This window comes from Priestia sp. LL-8, assembly GCF_036227845.1.
Lineage (GTDB): Bacteria > Bacillota > Bacilli > Bacillales > Bacillaceae_H > Priestia > Priestia zanthoxyli.
Genome location: NZ_JAZAQH010000001.1, coordinates 3,885,288 through 3,906,691, shown reverse-complemented (window position 1 = coordinate 3,906,691; position 21,404 = coordinate 3,885,288). Strand labels below are relative to the sequence as shown.

Below are 21,404 nucleotides of genomic sequence, written 5' to 3'. Positions count from 1 at the left end.
TGAGAGGAGTGAGTCTGTGGGTAAAATTGTGCAGCTTTCAGACGAACTTTCAAATAAAATTGCTGCCGGAGAGGTTGTTGAACGACCTGCTTCGGTGGTGAAAGAACTAGTCGAAAATGCTATTGATGCAAACAGTACAGTTATTGAAATTGAGCTAGAAGAAGCTGGACTTTCAAAAATTCGGATATTGGATAATGGAGACGGCATTGCTTCGGAAGACTGCTTGACCGCTTTTAAAAGACATGCGACAAGTAAAATCAAAACAGAACAAGATTTATTTCGAATTCGAACGTTAGGATTTCGCGGTGAAGCTTTGCCAAGTATTGCTTCGGTTTCAATGCTTGAACTTAAAACGAGTACGGGAGAAGAAGCCGGCACTCATCTTAAACTCAGAGGCGGAGAAATCGTTCATCACGAATTAACGTCAAGCCGAAAAGGTACCGAACTTGTTATTGAAAACTTATTTTTCAACACACCTGCACGTTTAAAATATATGAAGACGGTAAACACGGAGCTTGGTAACGTAACGGATGTCGTCAATCGTCTTGCGATGTCTCATCCTGAAGTTTCAATTAGGTTGATGCATCAAGGAAGACAGCTTCTGTATACAAACGGGAGCGGAGATGTGCGCCAAGTGCTTGCCGCTATTTATGGAATGGCAGTAGCCAAAAAAATGATTCCGATTAATGTTCAGTCACTTGATTATGAAGTGAATGGTTACGTTGCTCTTCCTGAAATTACAAGAGCTTCTCGTAACTATATGTCCACCATTATTAACGGTCGGTTTGTTAAAAACTACGGGCTGTTAAAAGCGGTACAGCAGGGCTATCATACCCTTTTACCAATCGGCCGTTTTCCAATCGTGTTTTTAACCATTACAATGGACCCTTTATTAGTGGACGTGAATGTTCATCCAGCGAAACTAGAAGTGCGTTTAAGTAAAGAAGCGGAGCTGTTTGAGCTTATTGAACAAGGAGTGAAAGCTGCTTTTAAAAAGCAGCAGTTAATTCCGGATGCTGTAGTGCCAACTAAGTCAAAATCAGCTGTTCAGCCAACTGAGCAGCAGATCTTTACATTTGATCATCAGTCTAAACCATCTGGCTATCAGCCGTCTGATACGGTTCGCGAGCCTAGCTTTAAGGAGGCTCCTGCTCGTGTAGACGAGATCATGCCGCCTGTTAAAACAGAGGTCATACGCCAAGATGAAGAACTTGAACCAACGTTTCGAGAAATAGAACACTATGAAGAATCAGTGGAAGAAAATGTCCCTATTCTAGAACCAACCCGTTCAGCCAAAGAGCAGCCAGAACCGCGTGTTCCTGCGATGTACCCAATTGGCCAAATGCACGGAACGTATATTTTGGCACAAAATGAAAAAGGATTATTTATTATTGATCAGCACGCGGCGCAGGAGAGAATTAAGTACGAATATTTTAAGCGAAAGCTTGGAGAAGTAGATTCAGAAGTTCAAGAACTGCTTATGCCGCTTACGCTAGAGTTCTCGGGAAATGAAGCCTTGATTTTAGAAGAATACAAAGACATGCTTGCTGAAGTAGGAGTCTTTTTAGAACCGTTTGGACAAAACTCCTATATAGTTCGTTCACATCCGCAGTGGTTTCCAAAAGGAGAGGAACAGGAAACCATTGAAGAAATGATTCAGCAAATCTTTACGATGAAAAGAGTCAATATCGAAAAGTTACGAGAAGAAGCGGCTATTATGATGAGCTGTAAAGGATCGATTAAAGCGAATCATCATTTGCGAAACGATGAGATTTTTGCTTTACTTGAAACGTTGAGAAAAACAACAGATCCATTTACGTGTCCGCACGGACGACCAATTATTATTCATCACTCGACGTATGAAATGGAAAAAATGTTTAAGCGAGTGATGTAGGCAATGCGGCTAGCTGCAGCTAGCCGTTTTGTTGAATAAATCATGGCCATTTGGATAAAATGGAATGATGTGAATGCCTATAGATGAAAGTAGTGTTGTTATGACGGGAGAGAAACCAAAACTTATTGTCATTATTGGACCAACTGCGGTTGGTAAAACAAAATTGAGCATTGAACTTGCCAAACAGTTAGACGGAGAAATTATTTCAGGTGATTCCATGCAAATTTATAAAGGGATGGATATCGGAACAGCAAAGGTGTCAGAAGAAGAGATGCAGGGTGTTCCCCATTACCTGATCGATATTAAGGAACCAGATGAATCGTTTTCTGTGGCAGAATTTCAAGAGATTGTAAGAAAACAAATCGATGATATTCACGCTAGAGGAAAAATGCCGATGATTGTTGGAGGGACGGGTCTTTATATTCAATCCGTTATTTATGATTATCAGTTCACAGAAACTCCTAGTGATGAAAAAGTTCGTGAACGAATGGAAGTATTCATTAAAGCTCATGGCATTGACCCCCTGTATGAAAAGCTAAAAGAGATTGACCCAGACAGTGCAGCTGCTATCCATAAAAACAATCATCGCCGTGTAATCAGAGCCCTTGAAGTTTATGAAGTAACCGGCAAGAAATTCAGTGACTATACAAAAGAACAGTCGCAAGAGTTATTATATGACGTAAGCATTATTGGACTTACAATGGATAGAGACGTATTATATGAGAGAATTAATCACCGAGTCGATATGATGATGCAGGCTGGACTGCTTGAGGAAGTCAAATCATTGTACGAAAGTGGTCTTCATGATGTACAATCAATTCAAGCTATCGGCTACAAAGAGCTCTATGCTTATTTTGAGGGACGCTGTACGCTCGAAGAAGCCGTTGAACAGTTGAAACAAAATTCACGCAGATATGCAAAGCGTCAGTTAACGTGGTTTCGAAATAAAATGCCTGTAAAATGGATAGAGATGGAAGTTGACAAATTTCCCGAAAAGTTTGCTGAAATTTTTACATATATTGCAGGAAAGCTGAAGAAAGAAGCGAATTAAGTAAACAGATAGAGAAACGAGGAGGCCGAATAATGAAACAATCAGTTAATATTCAAGACCAATTTTTAAATCAATTACGTAAAGAAAATATCTATGTGACGGTATTTCTTTTAAATGGTTTTCAGTTAAGAGGACTAATTAAAGGATTTGATAATTTTACTGTGCTAATTGAATCTGAAGGAAAACAACAGCTGATTTATAAACATGCTATTTCGACATTTGTACCAAATAAAAATATTACAGTAGAACTTGAATAGAGATTAAAGAGAAGCATCCGCATATTCGGATGCTTTTTTTTATGCAAATAAAGGCTTAGAAAAGTTTCTTAACATTGTTTTTACTCATTGAACATAAACCTTATAATAGACGATTATTTCTTCGGTAATAAGAGATCATTGTCTTCGTATCGTTCATCGCATGCAGCTATGCGATACAGAGAAGTGGGATGAAACGAGAGGTGAACATGGTGGAACAGCCGATAACTCTTAAAAATAATGGGCAAATTAATATCATTTTAAATAATGAAACAAAAAAGGAAAAATCGTATACGACATCAATTCCGCGTCCTGCCAAAAAAGCTGTGATAAATCATGAGCCGCTTCGGGAAATTGAACGAGAAATGAGCGGACTGGTTGGAATGGAAGAATTGAAAAAAATGATAAAAGAAATATATGCGTGGTTATATATTAACAAAAAAAGAGAGGAACAGGGCTTAAAAGCGGGAAAGCAGGCGCTGCATATGATGTTTAAAGGAAATCCAGGAACAGGGAAAACGACGGTAGCCCGCCTGCTAGGTAAATTATTTTTGAATATGAACATCTTGTCTAAAGGACATTTAATTGAAGCAGAGCGGGCAGATTTAGTTGGAGAATACATTGGTCATACCGCTCAGAAAACGAGAGATCTTGTAAAAAAAGCGCTTGGAGGTATTCTATTTATCGATGAGGCTTATTCTCTTGCAAGAGGGGGAGAAAAAGATTTTGGAAAAGAAGCGATTGATACATTGGTCAAACATATGGAAGATTCAAATGATAAGTTTGTATTGATTTTAGCTGGTTATCCAAGAGAAATGGAAAATTTCTTAAGTCTTAATCCAGGGCTGCGCTCTAGGTTTCCGTTTATTTTTGATTTTCCGGATTATGATGTCAATGAACTGATGGACATTGCGGGTCACATGATGAATGACAGGCAGTATCAGTTTAGTACAGAGGCCTATAAAAAGCTAAAAGATCATTTCATGGACGTAAAGTATAATCAGACGCCTAGGGATTTTAGTAACGGTAGATATGTGCGAAACATTATTGAACGTTCCATACGCACTCAATCCATGAGGCTTTTAGAAGAAGAAAGCTTTGAGCGCAACGAGCTTCTAACTTTAACGTCAAGTGATATTCAGCTGTGAAAAAAAGCCTTTCGTCATGAAAGGCTTTTTTCTATATATTTGGTTGTCGAATCGTTTTAATCGGCAGGCGCCATTTGTAAATATATGAACACATCCGAAGACCTACAAGTAAGATAAATAGCGTATAAAGTTCTACAGGCGTGTTTGTAATATGCAGCCCTACGCTAAATCCTGCGATAATCGCCCATACCGCATAAATTTCATCTTTAAGAACAGTAGGCTTTCGGCGTGCTAATAAATCTCGGATAATCCCCCCGCCGCTTCCTGTTAAGACCGCAGCTACAATAACCGCGCTAAGCGGATGGTTCATATGAGTGGCATAAAGCGCTCCTTGAATCGCGAATGCTGCAAGGCCAATGGCGTCCGAAAAGTTTCCCCATCGTTTCCAATGTTTTAAGATATTGTTTGGAAATAAAAAAGTGGCAGTGATAGATAATAAAGCAATCTGAAAAAAGAGTCCTTGTTCCCAAAGGGCAGACACCGGTACACCGATAAGCAGGTTTCGAATGGCTCCTCCGCCAAAAGCCGTTACGATTCCCAGTATGTAAACGCCTAAAATATCATACTCCTCTTCCATGGCGATGAAAGCTCCGCTGATTGCAAAGGCAATCGTTCCAATAATGCTAAGTACGTCCCAAGTCATGATGCTATCCCCTTTATTCTGTTTTCACCAAGTAGCGACTATTATTTTAAAATCAGGCAGCCTGATTCAAATTTCGATAAGTAAACCAATTCAAATTGTATACAGAATTTCGTGATATTTCAATGTTTTTTTAATCATCGTTTTATAGATTTTAAAAAGGGTGTTAAACTAGTAAAAGACAATGTATTCTGTCTCTTTTGCAAAGATGGAGAAATGGACATTTTTTTGATATGATATGAATGATTTGTCAATTTAATAGTAAGGGAAGGAAAAATCTTTGACAGCAGAAATGAATACTGAACTTGAACGCGTAATTTTAGTCGGATGTCAGCTTCATGACGATGACGAACGTTTTGAATATTCAATGGATGAGCTAGCATCTTTAACTGAGACTGCAAAAGGCGAAGTGCTGGTAAGGTTAACGCAAAAGCGCGATCGCATTCATCCAGCTACTTATATTGGAAAAGGGAAAGTAGAAGAACTTGTGGCTCTTGAAGAAGAGTTAGAGCCTGATTTAATTGTATTTAATGATGAATTGTCACCGAGTCAAATCCGCAATTTGTCAGCAGGGTTATCTGCGCGTGTTATTGACCGCACGCAGCTGATTTTGGATATCTTCGCACAGCGTGCTCAAACGCGAGAAGGAAAAATGCAGGTGGAACTTGCTCAATTAAATTATCTGCTGCCTAGGTTAGTAGGACAAGGTACCGCTTTGTCGCGTCTTGGAGGCGGAATTGGAACAAGAGGTCCTGGTGAAACGAAACTTGAAAGTGACCGCAGACATATTCGCCGTAAAATTGATGAAATTAAGCGTCAGTTAAAGACAGTGGTAAGTCACCGCGAACGTTATCGAGAAAGACGTAAGCGTAATCATGTCTATCAAATTGCAATTGTGGGCTATACGAACGCTGGTAAATCGACGATCTTTAACCGCTTAACAGAAGCTGGTATTTTTGAAGAAAATCAGCTGTTTGCAACTCTTGATCCAACGACAAGACAGTATACGCTTCCGTCAGGATTAACGGCTCTGTTAACGGATACGGTTGGATTTATTCAAGATCTTCCAACAACGTTAGTAGCCGCGTTCCGTTCAACACTTGAAGAAGTAACCGAAGCTGACCTTGTTCTGCACGTGGTAGATTCATCTAATCCAGATTACAACAACCACGAAAAAACAGTGCATCGCTTACTAGAAGAGCTGAACGTAACGGACATTCCGATGCTGACAGTTTATAATAAAGAAGATATGCAACATGAACTATTTGTCCCATCCGCTTCAACATCGTTATCAATGAGCGCTTTTAAAGCCGCTGATTTAGTGAAGCTTGGGGAAAGAATTCAAGAAGAAATGAAAAAAGAAATGGCGTTTTTTCATGTGCTGTTGCCGGCTTATGAAGGGAAAATGCTCGCTGAACTCAAAACAGTCTCTATTGTTGAGTCGTTAAAATTCAATGAAGAAACTGAGAAGTATCAGTGCAAAGGGTATATTGCAAAAGAACACCCCCTTTACAAAAAGCTACAAACGCTTGAAGAAAGTTGAGGAACAAAGAAATGATGTTTGATCAGTTAAAAAACGGGGCACGCATTCGAGAACTTGCTGAAAAAGTAGAAAAGCAGATTAAGCCCGTGCATGAGAAAATTGACGAGCGTATTGAAGCAAATCAGTTTCGGGTGCTGCAAAGCTTTCAGCAAAATCGAGTGAGTGATTCACATTTTAATCCGACAACGGGGTATGGATACGACGATCTAGGCCGCGATACGTTGGAGAAAGTATACGCGGACGTTTTTGGAACAGAAGCTTGCCTGGTGCGTCCGCAAATTATTTCAGGTACGCACGCAATTGGCATATCGCTGTTTGGTGTACTGCGTCCTGGAGATGAACTATTATATATAACGGGAAAGCCTTATGACACCCTTGAAGAAATTGTTGGTATACGAGGAAGCGGCGTAGGCTCTTTAAAAGAATATAATATTAGCTATAAATCAGTAGATTTAACAGCGCAAGGTCAAGTGGATTTTGAAGAAGTGAAAGCGTCTATTCATGAGCATACAAAGATGATAGGTATTCAGCGTTCAAAAGGTTACGGCATTCGTCCTTCTTTTACAGTCGCGCAAATAAAAGAAATGATTTCGTTTGTAAAGAGCATTAAGCCTGACGTTGTTGTATTTGTTGACAACTGCTACGGTGAATTTGTAGAAACAATCGAGCCAACGCATGTAGGAGCAGATTTGATGGCGGGGTCGCTTATTAAGAACCCTGGCGGAGGTCTTGCTAAAATCGGTGGCTATATTGCAGGACGAAAAGACCTAGTGGAAGCTTGTTCATACCGAATGACAACTCCTGGAATCGGTGCAGAAGCTGGAGCGACGCTGTATAGCTTGCAAGAAATGTATCAAGGGTTCTTCTTGGCGCCGCACGTAGTAGGTCAAGCATTAAAAGGAGCGGTTTTCTCATCCGCTATGTTTGAAGAGCTTGGTATGCAAAGTGAACCGAAGTGGGACAGTGAACGAACAGATTTAATTCAATCCGTTCAGTTTGATGACCGCGATAAAATGGTTGCTTTTTGTCAGGCAATTCAATTCGCTTCGCCAATTAATTCACACGTAACGGCGTATCCTGCTTATATGCCAGGGTATGAAGATGATGTGATTATGGCAGCTGGAACGTTTATACAAGGAGCAAGCCTCGAGCTTACGGCAGATGGTCCTATCAGGCCGCCTTATGTCGCTTACGTGCAGGGCGGGTTAACGTATGCTCACGTAAAAGTAGCAATATGCATGGCGGTAGATCAATTGCTGACAAAAGAACTTTTATAAGATAGAAAGATTATTTCTCCCCGTTAAGAAGGAAAAAAATAAGCTATAAAAATAAACGAAGTGCTATTTATTTGTATAGAAAAAATGTTCAGAAAAATTTATGTTAGAATTACTAACATTCGGTTGACAGGTGAACTAACATAGCATACAATGTAAATAGTTAATCCAAAGGAGGAACTGAAATGAGTGACAACATTCGAAGAAATACGCCACTTTTCCCGATTGGAATTGTGATGCAGTTAACTGAGTTGTCTGCTCGCCAAATTCGCTACTATGAAGAACATGAATTAGTTGCACCGGTAAGAACAGAGGGAAATCGACGACTATTCTCATTTAACGATGTTGATAAGCTGCTTGAAATCCGCGATCTAATCGAACAAGGTGTAAACTTAGCAGGTGTAAAACAGCTGTTTCATCTTCAAAAGGAGCAAAAAGGGCATAAGCAAGAAGAAAAAGTTGTGGCAGAAACAGCAAAGCCAGAATTAACGGACGATGAGTTGCGAAAAATGCTTCGTGCAGAACTTATGCAAGCAGGCCGTTTTAATCGAGCAACTTTAAATCAAGGAGATATGTCCAGGTTCTTTCATTAATAAAGTTATCAATATTTATGCCGTTCGTATATGAGGGGTATAGATTATAAATATTATATAGAGATTTAGGGGAGGATCACACGATGGCAAAGTACACAAAAGAAGATATTTTCCGCAAAGTTCAAGAAGAGAATGTAAAATATATTCGTCTTCAGTTCACTGACATTTTAGGAACAATTAAAAACGTTGAAATTCCAGTAAGTCAATTAGAAAAAGCGTTAGACAACAAAATGATGTTTGACGGTTCTTCTATTGAAGGGTTTGTACGTATTGAAGAATCAGATATGTACCTATTCCCGGATATTGATACATTTGTTATTTTCCCTTGGACATCTGAAAAAGGTAAAGTAGCACGTTTTATTTGTGACATCTACAATGCAGATAGAACTCCGTTTGATGGCGATCCACGTAATAACTTAAAACGTGTGTTAAAAGAGATGGAAGAGTTAGGATTTACTGATTTTAACCTTGGACCTGAGCCAGAGTTCTTCTTATTCAAATTAGACGAAAAAGGCGAACCTACATTAGAATTAAATGATAAAGGTGGCTACTTCGACTTAGCGCCAACTGACCTTGGTGAAAACTGCCGTCGTGACATCGTATTAGAGCTTGAAGAAATGGGCTTTGAAATTGAAGCATCTCACCATGAGGTAGCTCCTGGACAACACGAGATCGACTTCAAATATGCTGCTGCATTAAAAGCTTGTGATGATATCCAAACGTTCAAACTTGTTGTAAAAACAATTGCACGTAAACATGGCTTACATGCTACATTTATGCCAAAACCATTATTTGGTGTGAATGGTTCAGGTATGCACTGTAACGTTTCATTATTTAAAGATGGTCAAAACGCATTTTATGATGAAAACGGTAATCTAGAGCTAAGTGATACTGCTCGTCAATTTATCGCAGGTATCATCAAGCACGCACACAGCTTTACAGCAGTAACAAATCCTACTGTAAACTCTTATAAGCGTCTAGTGCCTGGATATGAGGCTCCTTGTTATGTTGCTTGGTCTGCTCGCAACCGTAGCCCATTAATCCGTATCCCAGCTTCTCGCGGCGTAGGAACTCGTGTTGAAGTACGTAGCGTAGACCCAGCTGCTAACCCATATTTAGCAATGGCTGTTCTATTAAAAGCTGGTTTAGATGGAATCAAGAACAACCTTGAAGCTCCAAAACCTATCGATCGCAATATCTATGTAATGACAAAAGAAGAGCGTGTTGAAGAAGGTATCGTAGATTTACCTGCAACATTAGCTCAAGCTTTAGATAGCTTCCAATCAAACGAAGTTATGGTTTCTGCATTAGGTGAACACTTAGCAGAGCACTTCGTTGAAGCGAAAGAAATCGAATGGGATATGTTCCGTACACAAGTTCATCCTTGGGAACGTGACCAATACATGAGCCAATATTAATTCCTAAAAGGCCGAGAGATCGTTTATACGTTCTCTCGGCCTTTTTTGTTTTTCAAAATAAATAATATTCTGCACGCGTATATTAGATATTGAACTAATCTATTCTATTCATAAAACAAGTATAGCTACCTGTCGTACAATTTACGGGAGGCTTTTTTATTGTTTTGTTAGATACAGGAAAGAATTTGGTTATATAAATTAAAAAGGATAAGCTTTTTGTCTCATTGAATCTATATGTAAAAGTAGTGTATAACAGATAGAGAGATTGTTTATGTGTTCACTCTGCACTTCAGTATAACTTCAGAGAATTTTCAGCCAGGCGTAGTGTCATTAGAAAATACTGTTGGAGAGGAATGGAATGAAAATGCAAGAAGGAAATTTTTTTAAAGGTTTAGTAATAGGCATATTAATAAGCATTCCAATTTGGATTATTCTCATTGTTATAGGCGTTCTGCTTTTTAAATAGGTCCTAACGTTATAAATAATAGAACCTCCTGATCTATACTTTAATCAACCAGAATAGAAGCTGGACCAAAAGTATGTTAGGGGGAGGGAAGATCCGCACGATGAATTGTGCGGATTTTTTTATTGGTAGGGTGAACGTAGATTTCATCTATTTAGTTGCTTCTAGCAGTTGATTGGAGGGCAGGCGAAGACTCCTGCGGGAAAAGCGGAATAGGTGAAGACCCCGCAGGAGCGCAAGCGACGAGGAGGCTCACCAGCCGCCCGCGGAAAGCGAAGCCTTGCACGGAAATCAACAGCGATGTAACAAGCCATCCATACTAGCACATTTATCCCATTTGTTCGTTTTTAGGTTGAAGTGATTTCGTTATGTCGCAATCTCCTTTTTTAGTAATTTCTCACTAAGTAGGCTAGTATACGTAGCACTTTTTTCCCTCATGCATATGTTAACAATAAGGAGGGACAAGTAATATGAAAAAAATCTATCTTGATGCAGGACATGGTGGGGCAGATGCAGGAGCAGTTGGAGCAAACGGACTGTATGAAAAAAACTTAGTTTTGAAAATTCAACAATATTTAATAAGCTATTTAAATAGCACGTACAGTGATTTTACGATTAAAACTACCCGTACCACAGATACTTTTTTATCGTTATCTCAGCGCGCTTCTCAAGCTAATTCGTGGGGTGCAGATGCATTTATGTCTATTCACGTAAATGCCGGTGGAGGGACAGGATACGAAGATTATGTTTATAGAAGCGCTAGCAATGCTAGTAAAACGTTTCAATCGATTGTGCACGGCCAAGTACAGGCAACGCTGCTGTCGTATAATCATCCGAATCGCGGACGAAAATCAGCCAATTATGCGGTGCTTCGCTTAACAAATATGCCTGCAGTACTAACTGAAATAGCTTTTATTGATAGGAGCGCCGATGCAGCACTTCTTCAAAATGAAGCTTTTTTAAAAAGCATGGGTGAATCGTATGCAAAAGGAATTGCCGTATATTTAAATTTACCTCGTCGTGCAGTTCCAAATCCATCGCCATCTCCAACACCGACACCAAATCCATCACCTTCTGAACCAGGTGAAAAAACGTATACAATTAAGCAAGGAGATACGCTGTACAGTATTGCACAGAAGTACGGCATAACAGTACAGGAGCTTCAAGAAGCGAATACAGGGCTTTCTGATCCTTTAACACTACAGGTTGGAAAAACAATTGTTATTCCTTCAGGAACTTCACCAACACCTACTCCAACACCACCTTCTGAACAATATCCACTTCCCAATGGAATTTTAAAACAAGGCGATTCTGGAGAAGCTGTGAAACAGCTTCAAAGAGCATTAAACGCGGTTAATTTTAAAGTAGGGTCAGTAGACGGAATATATGGAGTACAAACGAAAGATGCAGTCAGACGTTTTCAGCTTGTGTATCTTCCTTATGATGTAGATGGCATTTATGGTCCTCAAACGAAAAACAAGCTAGCAGCCGTTTTAAAAGCAAAAAGTTAACGTAAGAAGGTCTTCTGTAAGCAGACAGAAGGCCTTTTGTTTTCCCCTTAAAAGCGCCTTAAGCACTATTTTATGGTTTACGTAAAATAATGCTTTACAAACCATTTGTACGGGAGTATATTATCTAAGAACAAAGGATAGTTATGAACGAAACTTGTTATCAATCATACCCTTTAACCGAAAATTATATTGACCTGTTATCGCTTAATTCGTCAGAAGTGGGGGACCCAAATTTGTGCATTGTCACTTGGGGTGAATCCTTTTTTAAAAGGTAGGGCTACTCTCATAGCCCGAATCCGACAGCTAACCCCATAAGCGTTTTAGAGAGGAGGTTTAAGCTGTGTAAAAACGCTGAGAACCCTTAGTGTTTTTTTTGTGCGCTTTTTTAACATAAAAAGGCATTTTTTAGGAATAATATCACTTATTCATGAACTTGTAACTGAGCTTAGCAACGAAAAGCAAATAGTAGCTAAGCAATCATCGGAGGGAAATTACGTGAACTATTCAGTTCTCAAAAGATTATTGATTGGAAAGCCGCTTAAAACAAAAGAGTTAGGTGATCAAAAGCTTAGTAAGCTTAAAGCACTTGCTATTTTATCATCAGATGCCTTATCTTCAGTGGCTTATGGAACAGAACAAATTTTAATTGTACTTGCGACAGTCGGTGTCCTCGCTTATTGGTATTCAATTCCAATTGCGATTGGTGTATTGGTGCTGCTGACGGCTTTAATTCTTTCATATCGTCAAATTATTTATGCGTATCCGCAAGGCGGAGGAGCTTATATTGTTTCCAAAACCAATTTAGGAGAAAATCCTGGGCTTATCGCTGGAGGATCACTGCTGGTAGATTATATATTAACAGTTGCCGTGAGTGTTTCAGCAGGAACCGATGCTTTAACTTCGGCTTTTCCAACGCTGCATCATTACAATGTAGTAATTGCGTGCTTGCTGGTTATTTTGATTACTGTCTTAAACTTACGAGGCGTAACGGAATCCGCTTCTGTATTAGCTTATCCGGTTTATTTATTTGTTATTGCTCTTATCTTGTTAATAGCGGTAGGCTTGTTTAAAATAGCGACAGGTCAAGTTTCACCTGAGCTTCATACGTCTCTTGGTACAGTAGTGCCAGGTATTAGTTTGTTTTTATTATTAAAAGCTTTTTCGTCAGGCTGTTCAGCATTGACAGGTGTAGAAGCTATTTCAAATGCAGTGCCTAACTTTAAAGAGCCAGGTGCAAAAAATGCTGTTCATACATTAATGCTGATGGGCGGTATTCTAGCTGTTTTATTTTCTGGGATCACGTTTTTAGCTTATTGGCTTGGCATTTCTCCAAAAGCAGATGAAACTGTTGTATCACAAATTGCATCGAGTGTGTTTGGACGCAATGGATTTTATTACTTTATTCAAGGAACAACAGCTCTAATTCTAGTGCTAGCAGCCAATACAGGGTTTTCAGCTTTTCCTTTGCTTGCTGTCAACTTATCGTCTGATAAATACATGCCGAGAATGTTTCAAATTCGGGGTGATAGACTAGGGTATTCAAATGGAATTGTGACCCTTGGAATTGCTTCTATTGTCTTAATTGTAGCTTTTAAAGGAGCGACAGAGCAATTAATTCCTCTTTATGCAGTCGGGGTGTTCATTCCATTTACACTTTCTCAAACAGGAATGATTGTCAAGTGGCTTAGAGAAAAGCCGGCCGGCTGGCAAGGGAAGCTAACCATTAACTTAATTGGTGCGCTTATTACATTAACTGTGTTAATCATTTTGTTTACAACGAAGTTTTCACAAGTATGGTCTGTGCTAGTTTTCTTACCGGTTATCGTTTATATTTTTCATCGCATTCATACGCATTATGAAGCGGTAGGAGAGCAGCTTCGTATTAAGCAAGGAGAAAAGATTGGAAAGCTTGAAGGAAGTGTAGTCATTGTTCCTGTAGCAGGAATGACAAAGGTAGTAGAAAATTCATTAAATTATGCACGAACGATTGGCGATACCGTTATTGCAGTGCATGTGGCCTTTGATCGAGAAAGTGAAAAGAAAATGGAAGAGAAGTGGGAGAAGTGGCAGCCTGATATTCGTATTGTTACGTTTCATTCTCAATACCGCAGCTTAGTGCGGCCGCTGTTTCGATTCATCGATATGGCTGAGGAAAAAGCGCGAGAAAATAACATGGCCATTACGGTCGTTATTCCGCAATTCATTACGAAAAAAAGTTGGCAAAATATTCTTCACAATCAGTCCAGTCTGCTGTTAAAAGCACATTTGCTTTACCGCAAAAATGTAATTGTTACAACTGTACCGTACCGTTTTAAAAAATAATGAAACATGACTAAAAACCTCCAACTTATATGTTGGAGGTTTTTAATTTTTAAATTCACATACACTAACCGTAATCGAATCTCATCAAAGGCGCAAACGGAGGGATTGTATGAGTGAATTAATTAAATTATTGCGAAAAGGAAATAAATCGGCCATGATGGCCGCTATAGTGAATACCATTATTTCCATTATTAAAGGGATTGCTTTCGCTTTAACAGGAAATGTAGCGATGTTTGCTGAAACGATGCACAGCTTAGGAGATGCAGCTAATCAGTTTTTTGTTTTTATAGGTTCGGCATTAAGTAAAAAAGCCCCGACTAAACGATTTCCAAACGGTTTCGGCCGATTGGTTAATCTTGTTCTATTAGGAGCCGTTCTTGTAGTAGGGATTATGGCGTTTGAAACGATTAAAGAAGGATATCACCACATTCTTCATCCGACGAAGTCTTCAGGCTTTATTTTAAATATTGCAGTACTTGGCATCTCGGTGTTACTTGAGATGTTTGTCCTATTTAAGGCAATGAAAGAAATTTTGCACGATGTCGGAATGAATACCGCAGAGGTCAATGTTTTTACGCAAAGCTTTATTCATTTAAAGAAAGCAAAGCCAGCAACCAAGCTGGTTTTTATGGAAGATCTGGTAGCTACTGGAGGAGGCGTATTGGCATTAATAGCTGTTTTCATTTCACGGTTTACACCTTTTCACCAAGCTGAAGGAATTGCTTCTATTTTAATTGGGCTTATGATGTTTTTTGTAGTAGGACGAGTATTTTTAGACAACGCTGCGGGAGCCCTTGGTGAAGCAGATAAAGAAATGGAAATAAAAATTGGCGCGATTGTCATGCAAGATGTACAAGTGCGTGATATTCAAACATTAATGGTGATGAAAGAAGGAGAAGAGCTTCACGTTGAATTAAAAGTAGAAATTGATCCTTCTTTAACAGTGGCCGAAGCTGATGATATTAAAGATCGTCTGGAAAATCGTATTTTACAGGAGAAAGGAGTAACGGATGTCATTATTGAATTTGATGAAGATGATGGAATTCCGGACTGGGCGCCAAGTGATTTACAGCTTCAAAAAGAATAAAAACAAGGAAGAAAACAACTGTTTTCTTCCTTGTTTTTTTAGCTATATACTTTTTCACGTACGTTTGGAGAATCTGTTGAAGCTTTCGAGAAGTTAATGGTTTCACGTACAACGTAAATAGGTCTATTTTTACTTTCATCGTAAATTCTTGCGATGTATTGTCCGACTAGACCTAAACCAAGTAGCTGAATACCGCTAAAGAAGGTGATAGCTACCATAATGGAAGTCCAGCCAGGCTGAATGTTTTTACCTATCAGCCAAACAACAATCGAATAACTTAAAACTAAAAGTGATACAAAAACCGATAATAAGCCAATAACCATTACTAAACGCAAAGGCTTCGTTGAAAACCCAATAATTCCATCTGAAGCAAACTTGATCATCTTTTTTAAAGGATATTTTGTTTCACCAGCAAAGCGTTCATCGCGCTCATATTCTACATATGTTTGCCTGAAACCAATCCAAGACATCATTCCTCGTACAAAACGATTACGTTCAGTCATTTTTTTGAATACATCCGCTACTTTTCGGTCGATAATACGAAAATCTCCCGTGTCTTTAGGGATTTCGATATCGGACATATAATTTAAAAAGCGATAAAAATACTTAGCCGTGGCTAATTTAAAAAAGGTCTCTCCGCTTCGTTTCTTGCGCTTTGCATATACAATTTCATAACCTTGCTGCCATTTAGCAATTAATTCGGGAATCATTTCTGGCGGATCTTGTAAGTCTGCATCAATAATAACGATAGCATCACCTTGAGCATAATCAATGCCTGCTGTTACGGCAGTTTGGTGCCCAAAATTACGAGCAAAATCAATAACTTTTACGTTAGAATCCATAGCAGCTACGTCTTTTAAGATTTCAATTGTTCGATCTGTGCTGCCATCATTGACGAAAATGAATTCATAGTTAATATGATTTTTATGCATGACGGAAAGCAAGCGATTGTAGCATTCATTAGCTACTTCTTCTTCAAAATACATAGGTACTACGATTGAAATTAGTTCTTTCATGCTTTACCTCCTATCGAGTGATTGTTTGTATGCTTAAACGTCCATATTTTATTAAGGAAAAAATTGATAAACATTCCTATACAAGTAGACAACAGCTGTCCGATTATTGGATTAGCAGGTGTGTAATGTACAAGAACAAATAAGCAAGTTGTATTAACTGCTAAAGTAATAAGGTTTACGATGAAAAATTGAGCTAACATCCATTTATGTACGGTTGCTTGAAACACCCACGATTTGTTCCAATAGTAGCTGTTTATGACGCCAATAAAATAAGATAGTACGTTAGCCAATATATAATTCATATCAAAATGAATGAGTACTAAGTAACTGATAATAGTGAGCAGGGTATTCATTATACCTACAAATCCGAATTTCAGGAATTTTATCACGGTTGCATAATCCCTTCCATTTAATTTATCTCTTCACATTTTGTCTGGGGCTTATTTTTAGTAAATCGTACTATTAAATAGGATAGAATCACTGAAATACCAAACCCTTCGAGCAGCATAAAGCTTGGAAAAATAAAGAATCGATAGCGAGTTTGAATTTCAATAAGCAAGTGAATAAGAACGTATCCTATAATTAGTAATAAAAACAGTGTATACGGATATTTATCCTGCTTCTTCAGGAATAAACATATAAGTCCAATAATGGAAATAATAGTAGTTGAAACATAAATAATTCTTTCATAACTTTGAGCAGCACTAATTAATTTTTCTTTATTAAAAGGTACATCTTCTTGAGGAGTTAATGAAATGCTCCAAAATGTAGATGCATCCGTTCCTCCCCACATATTTAGGAATTTAATGTGAAAGAGATCTAAAAGTTGCGCTTTATCTGCTACACGCTCTTTAATTACTTCTTTTTCTGCTTCAGCTCGTTTTTCTCCAATTGGCATACCCATAAAACGACTAGCATCCTCTGAAGAATAAGAACCGCTTGTTTCGTAATTAAAGCCAATGACGAATTTCCATAAAGGATCTCTGTTACTTAAAGGATATTTAGAAATACCGCTAGCTACAAAAGAATAGTTGATCAGCGCATTTGCAATAAAAAAAGTAGCCAGTATGCCTACGAGGTTTTTTCCTATTTGTTTTCGGCGAGTTTTTAACTCAGCAGCATCCTTCGTTTTGATGTAAGGTTGAAGAATTTGCGAGATGAAATAAATGAGAACAGCAACGATAATAATGGGTCCTAGAGGGCGCATTAAATTTCCTAACGACAATAGAAGGCCAATATAAAGCCAGCTAAACTTGTTATGAGCAAATCTTTTTATAATAAGGTAAAAAGCTGCATAAAATAAAAAAGTAGCCAAATGCTGGTTAGTTAACACTGAGCTATAGAGAATGTTCGGAATGTAGAACGCATATAGAAAAGCTGCCATTCTCCCAGCAAGTTCATTAAATACTTTAGCGCCAATTAAATAAATAAAAATAACGGTTCCAGTGGAATAAAAAATATTTAACAATTTTAATATAAAAATGTTATCTCCAAAACAGCGAATAATAACAGATTCATAGAATGAAAAGCCTAGCTGATATACCCATGTAGTGAAATAAACGCTTTGGTTAAATTCATAATTTCCTTTTGCGATATTACGCGCGGCATCTAACATGACAAGAAAATCAGATTTTACAGGCGTTTGAACAGAAAGCATCCATGCTAGTCGAATACCTAAGGTCAAAACAATCAGTGAAATAAAAAAAACAGTTTTGTTCATGTATCTACTTGCAATAGCTATTAGAAAAATGACAAGGAAAGTGATAAATATTCCTTCAATAATAAATGAATTACTTAAAGCCAAACCTTTTAATTCCAATGAATTTGTCATCGCACTATAACTGCCCCATAGAGACCATGTAAGAATCATGACACATAAAAGAATCAGGCTTTTGGATAAAAATGAGTTAAGCATATTACCTCCTGCAAATTATTTCATAGATAAGGTACAAAATTCCTACCCTATGATACCATATTTTATTATTTTGTATATATTTTTCTTGTAGAGTATAATATTAGATTGTTCTGAAATTACAACAGCGGCACAACGTTTGATAAAAGGTTCAGCGGAGTAGGCATTGATTTAGTAATAGATAAAAGAGGTTGGGAAAAAAGGATTTTAATCGAAGTGAAAAACGAACTATTGATCACCATGTTTGATTAGTGGTTCGTTTTTTATGGTGAACATAGGTTTCATTTGTTTAATTCCTTCCAGCAGTTGATTGGAGGGCAAGGCGAAGACTCCTGCGGAGAAAGCGGAAGGGATGAAACTCCGCAGGAGCACAAGCAACGAGGAGGCTCATCGGCTGCCCGCGGAAAGAGAAGTCTTGCATGGAAATGAACTGCGGCGTCATAAGCGGTTCAGCTCATGTATTTCGCTTGTTCGTATTTAGGTTGAATTCATTTAGTTATGTCTCAACTTCTTTTATGTTTTAAATCGATCTTTTAATAAGTTCCATAGTGAGCTCACTCCTAGGCTAATGCTGATTAATATTCCTGATAGAGCTACTATTAAAGCGATATATTCAAAGATAGAAAACTGCTTCATACTATCCCAATTGATGTTTCCCTGTAGCTTGCTAATAACTAAATTCATTCCGTAAATACCGGAAAGAACGGTATAAATCGTTAAAATTAATAATAAGTAATTGTGACGCTTGGCCGCGATTTTCTCTTGATTTTGATACAAAGTACCAAGGGTTTCTTTGACTTCTTGATAAAGAGAATTGATGTGGAAAATTTTTTTAAAGAGCTCAGAAAACTCTTGACCTTCTGTGCGAGAGCTAATTTCTAAAAATAAATATTTGCCTGAAAACACGGTAATAGAGCGGATTAGTCGCTCAATGCCCTCTGAATTTTTATGAAACGTGAGCTGAGAATACTCATAAGATAGTTTTAGCAACACGATTTTATAGAAAAAATGTAAAAATAAATTATAGTAATGCTGGCCAAATAGATGATTCATCAAAAGCTGATCCGTTTTAGAGTCTGTCGATTTAGAAATACATGAAAACACATGGTCTGTGATGACGTAATAAGTTTCAGGAGCCCACCTTTCATACACGTGTTTAGTATTATACGTTTTAATATACTCATGATTGTGTGCAGAAATAAACGCTTTCCCGTCAGGCGTATAGCTATTTAGCTGCCCAGTACGAAATAAAGTTGTGGAATTAATTTCTTGCTCTTGATTTACCGTTACATAACTTAACACAAACATCCGTTCATCGATAAAATAAGGAAGGCTCCCAACGTGCTGTTCACGCGTGGCTTCTTTCTTGATGTGTTCGTTCAAAAATGGCGCAAGCTGTGAAAAAATATAATCTTGTACTTTGCTATAGCGATGATGTTCATAGGTAATGGTGGATCCATGCTCTTCAGCAAGCTTCGGTTCTAATACACGAAAATGATTCATGAATTCTAAAATGTCATCATAGGTGTAATGGTTATGGCTCATTTCAGTGCGAATGGTCATGACGCCAATTTCAAAAGGACATAAAAAAACATCCACAGACAGCACGTTGCTAGACACGGTGGTGGAAGAAGTATGTAACGTAATGGTATGGTCTATTTTTTTTGAAAATCGAAGCAACCCTTCTTTTTCGCACGAATCAGGGAATAGAATACATTCAATGTAAGGAAGAAAATATTGATCCAGGCTATCATGAGATACGTAATATTGTTCTCCGTAGTATTCTTTTTCTAAATCTTTGTTTTGAATGGAAAAAAACTCGAACAAATTTGCTTTCAGTGCATGAACAAGCTGCTCTTTATTTTTTCGGTCAAAGGAAAAAGGAAAAAGAAACATGTTCATTGCTTTGGTAGGTACAATGGTTTGAAATGGTTCTGTTTTCCTAGGTGTATTAGTCATAAACTACATCCTTCTTATAGTCGATGGTATTTCCTTGTAAGATTCGAGGAAATGCAGATAGAAAGTAAAAGGTAAAACAAGCTTTATAAAAACTGTTCTACCTGCCTGCAATGATTCAACGTATCATTTATAATATGCCAATTTTTTTAGAAAACAAACGTAAAAAAACCAACTAACATCATGATTAGTTGGTTTTACATACAGTGTCTGATTAGTGAATCGTGCGATATACACCAGTTACTTTTCCTAAAATCGTTACGTGGCGAAGAATAATAGGCGCCATCGTTGAATTTTCAGGCTGTAAACGAACGAAATTTTCTTCTTTAAAGAAACGTTTTACCGTTGCTTCGTTGTCTTCGGTCATAGCAACCACAATATCTCCATTATTAGCCGTTTGCTGCTGACGTACGATTACCATATCGCCATCTAGAATACCTGCTTCAATCATACTTTCTCCCATAATTTCAAGCATGAATACATGATCATCTGGAGAAACGAATTTATCTGGAAGAGGGAAATATTCTTCCACATTTTCAACGGCTGTTATAGGAAGACCCGCTGTTACTTTACCGATAACAGGAACATTAATGACATTGCTTTTAGGAATGTTTACTTCATCTAGTTGAAGAACTTCGATTGCTCTTGGTTTTGTTGGATCTCTTCGAATTAACCCTTTACTTTCTAAACGAGCTAAATGCCCGTGTACAGTGGAGCTAGAGGCTAATCCTACTGCTTCCCCAATCTCACGAACAGAAGGCGGATAACCTTTTAATTTTACTTCGTGCTTAATAAAATCTAGTATGTCTTGTTGACGTTTTGATAGCTTCATATTTTTCACCTCGATTTTAGCTATTCTTTAGGTGAATTATACCACGTGATGTGTCAATATACAAACATAAGTTCGAAGAATTCCATTGACAGAAACAAATGTTCTCAATAAAATAAGAACATATATTCTGATAGGGGGATCATAATATGCAACAATTCTTACATTCTATGAAACATTACGCTATTTTTTTTGCAGTTATCGCTGCACTTACATATGTATTGACGCTGGTTTTAGGAGCGGATAAAGTAGATTTAGACAAATATTCAACGGTTACTATTACAAAAGGAGATACGCTTTGGGACTTGTCCAACAAGTATCATAATCACCATCATTTGACCACCAATGAATTTGTCAAATGGGTTGAAGACGTCAATGATTTAAACTCAGATACTGCCCAGTCTTTATCTCCTGGAGATAAATTATATATTCCTGTTTTAAAAAAAGAGTTACATAATCAAGTGGCAATTGAACAGTAGTGTGTAACGGCCGT

General features: G+C 37.9%; 18 protein-coding genes and 1 riboswitch. Of the genes, 12 read left to right on the top strand and 6 right to left on the bottom strand.

Annotated elements, in window-relative coordinates; translation table 11 throughout:
• The first annotated feature begins 16 nt into the window (after window positions 1-16).
• The 4 genes from mutL (at window position 17) to spoVK (ending at window position 4,347) form a co-directional block, all read left to right on the top strand.
• A complete protein-coding gene (mutL, locus tag U9R83_RS20460) occupies window positions 17-1,894 on the top strand; it encodes a DNA mismatch repair endonuclease MutL (RefSeq protein WP_115654812.1) in 1,878 nt (625 codons plus the stop codon).
• A 100-nt stretch (window positions 1,895-1,994) separates the two neighbouring features.
• Complete coding sequence (gene miaA / locus U9R83_RS20455) at window positions 1,995-2,945, top strand: tRNA (adenosine(37)-N6)-dimethylallyltransferase MiaA (protein WP_014458499.1); 951 nt, start codon at window positions 1,995-1,997, stop codon at window positions 2,943-2,945.
• 32 nt (window positions 2,946-2,977) lie between these two features.
• Window positions 2,978-3,202 carry an RNA chaperone Hfq gene (gene hfq / locus U9R83_RS20450; protein ID WP_013058791.1) on the top strand — a complete coding sequence of 75 codons (225 nt, stop codon included), beginning with the start codon at window positions 2,978-2,980 and terminating at the stop codon, window positions 3,200-3,202.
• 188 nt (window positions 3,203-3,390) lie between these two features.
• A complete protein-coding gene (gene spoVK / locus U9R83_RS20445) occupies window positions 3,391-4,347 on the top strand; it encodes a stage V sporulation protein K (protein ID WP_016765353.1) in 957 nt (318 codons plus the stop codon).
• A gap of 31 nt (window positions 4,348-4,378) precedes the next feature.
• Here the strand turns inward: spoVK and U9R83_RS20440 are convergent, their stop codons facing one another.
• On the bottom strand, window positions 4,379-4,990 hold the full coding sequence (locus tag U9R83_RS20440) for a trimeric intracellular cation channel family protein (RefSeq protein WP_014458501.1): 612 nt from the start codon (window positions 4,988-4,990) through the stop codon (window positions 4,379-4,381).
• Between the two features lie 289 nt (window positions 4,991-5,279).
• Between U9R83_RS20440 and hflX the strand changes: the two genes are divergently transcribed.
• The 7 genes from hflX to U9R83_RS20405 all read left to right on the top strand — a co-directional run bounded on the left by hflX (window position 5,280) and on the right by U9R83_RS20405 (window position 15,198).
• The gene (gene hflX / locus U9R83_RS20435) at window positions 5,280-6,530 is read left to right on the top strand and encodes a GTPase HflX (RefSeq protein WP_042992422.1); all 1,251 of its coding nucleotides are present in this window, start codon (window positions 5,280-5,282) and stop codon (window positions 6,528-6,530) included.
• Window positions 6,531-6,544: 14 nt separating this feature from the next.
• Window positions 6,545-7,807, top strand: coding sequence for a methionine gamma-lyase family protein (locus tag U9R83_RS20430; protein WP_115655187.1), 1,263 nt, complete (start codon window positions 6,545-6,547; stop codon window positions 7,805-7,807).
• A 182-nt stretch (window positions 7,808-7,989) separates the two neighbouring features.
• The gene (locus U9R83_RS20425) at window positions 7,990-8,397 is read left to right on the top strand and encodes a MerR family transcriptional regulator (protein WP_014458504.1); all 408 of its coding nucleotides are present in this window, start codon (window positions 7,990-7,992) and stop codon (window positions 8,395-8,397) included.
• 83 nt (window positions 8,398-8,480) lie between these two features.
• Window positions 8,481-9,815, top strand: a complete 1,335-nt coding sequence (glnA, locus tag U9R83_RS20420; RefSeq protein ID WP_013084732.1) for a type I glutamate--ammonia ligase — start codon at window positions 8,481-8,483, stop codon at window positions 9,813-9,815.
• Between the two features lie 933 nt (window positions 9,816-10,748).
• Window positions 10,749-11,789 carry an N-acetylmuramoyl-L-alanine amidase gene (locus U9R83_RS20415; RefSeq protein ID WP_182420395.1) on the top strand — a complete coding sequence of 347 codons (1,041 nt, stop codon included), beginning with the start codon at window positions 10,749-10,751 and terminating at the stop codon, window positions 11,787-11,789.
• Between the two features lie 191 nt (window positions 11,790-11,980).
• Window positions 11,981-12,122, top strand: a riboswitch (cyclic di-AMP (ydaO/yuaA leader).
• Between the two features lie 162 nt (window positions 12,123-12,284).
• Window positions 12,285-14,111 (top strand): APC family permease, encoded by a 1,827-nt coding sequence (locus tag U9R83_RS20410; protein WP_115654811.1) that lies wholly within the window; start codon window positions 12,285-12,287, stop codon window positions 14,109-14,111.
• Window positions 14,112-14,220: 109 nt separating this feature from the next.
• On the top strand, window positions 14,221-15,198 hold the full coding sequence (locus tag U9R83_RS20405; protein WP_014458508.1) for a cation diffusion facilitator family transporter: 978 nt from the start codon (window positions 14,221-14,223) through the stop codon (window positions 15,196-15,198).
• Between the two features lie 38 nt (window positions 15,199-15,236).
• On the opposite strand, the gene U9R83_RS20400 is transcribed toward U9R83_RS20405, so the two are convergent.
• From U9R83_RS20400 to lexA, 5 genes are all read right to left on the bottom strand, one after another.
• A complete protein-coding gene (locus tag U9R83_RS20400; RefSeq protein WP_013084727.1) occupies window positions 15,237-16,214 on the bottom strand; it encodes a glycosyltransferase family 2 protein in 978 nt (325 codons plus the stop codon).
• Complete coding sequence (locus tag U9R83_RS20395) at window positions 16,211-16,603, bottom strand: GtrA family protein (RefSeq protein ID WP_226554947.1); 393 nt, start codon at window positions 16,601-16,603, stop codon at window positions 16,211-16,213. Before U9R83_RS20395 ends, U9R83_RS20400 begins: the two co-directional genes overlap by 4 nt.
• 20 nt (window positions 16,604-16,623) lie before the next feature.
• The gene (locus U9R83_RS20390; protein ID WP_243549893.1) at window positions 16,624-18,129 is read right to left on the bottom strand and encodes an ArnT family glycosyltransferase; all 1,506 of its coding nucleotides are present in this window, start codon (window positions 18,127-18,129) and stop codon (window positions 16,624-16,626) included.
• Window positions 18,130-18,639: 510 nt separating this feature from the next.
• Entirely contained in the window at window positions 18,640-20,085 is a 1,446-nt protein-coding gene (locus U9R83_RS20385; RefSeq protein ID WP_014458513.1) for a hypothetical protein, read from the bottom strand.
• A 211-nt stretch (window positions 20,086-20,296) separates the two neighbouring features.
• Entirely contained in the window at window positions 20,297-20,914 is a 618-nt protein-coding gene (lexA, locus tag U9R83_RS20380; protein WP_013058778.1) for a transcriptional repressor LexA, read from the bottom strand.
• Window positions 20,915-21,060: 146 nt separating this feature from the next.
• Here lexA and yneA point away from each other — a divergent pair, with 146 nt between their 5' ends.
• Window positions 21,061-21,390, top strand: coding sequence for a cell division suppressor protein YneA (yneA, locus tag U9R83_RS20375; protein WP_014458514.1), 330 nt, complete (start codon window positions 21,061-21,063; stop codon window positions 21,388-21,390).
• The last annotated feature ends 14 nt before the right edge of the window (window positions 21,391-21,404 follow it).